General features: G+C 38.3%; 1 protein-coding gene. It reads left to right on the top strand.

The window, feature by feature from the left end; translation table 11 throughout:
* The first annotated feature begins 5 nt into the window (after nt 1-5).
* Entirely contained in the window at nt 6-692 is a 687-nt protein-coding gene (locus A9E74_RS13805) for a hypothetical protein (protein WP_245652187.1), read from the top strand.
* Nucleotides 693-745: the final 53 nt, after the last annotated feature.

Here is a 745-nt window from a genome sequence, read left to right on the forward strand (position 1 = left end):
AAACAGTGAGAAATCAACCAATATGTAGTGTTTTTTTGCTCGGAATAATGCTGCTGATAAGTGGTAAAGCATTTGCTGCTCCGGGCATGTCGGAAATTAATAACGAGTTATTCGATAAATCACATCTGAAAAATATTGATCAGCCAGGCGTGCTGAAATATGAATTTTCTAAAACCAGTTTTGTAGATGGGGATTACAACGACACGATCGATGTAATAGTCAAAAATATTCGTAATACAGGTCGGGCAGATACCTATTTTGAATTTTTTACCGGTCCCAACAAACGTCCTTATCAGGAACGGCTGGATCAACGTGGTAACAGTGTTTTTGTGTTGTTTCTGGAATATGACGTTCATGAAATGAAGCGTTTAACCGGCGGTGAATGGCGTTATTTCCAACGCTTAATCCGATGGTCTTTTGCTGAAGGTGCGGATAAAAAGCAGGTTGAAGTGGACTATAACGGAGACAAAGTAAAGGCATGGCAATATACAGTACAGCCTTATATTAAAGATCCGAAAAATGACCGTTATAAACTGTATTCTTCGAAATACTATATTTTTACCTTATCTGAAGAAATTCCCGGTGAGATTTATGAGATAAAAACCGTGGTTCCGGATGGCAAAACCTGGAAAGAAGGCGAACCAGTATTGGTGGAAGAAAAAATTACCTTTATTGGTTTTGATCCAGAGTAAAGAGAATTACTTTGATGACTAAGTTTAAAACGGGCCTTCGTGCCCGTTTTTTT

The sequence above is a fragment of the Methylophaga muralis genome, assembly GCF_001720165.1.
Taxonomy (GTDB): domain Bacteria; phylum Pseudomonadota; class Gammaproteobacteria; order Nitrosococcales; family Methylophagaceae; genus Methylophaga; species Methylophaga muralis.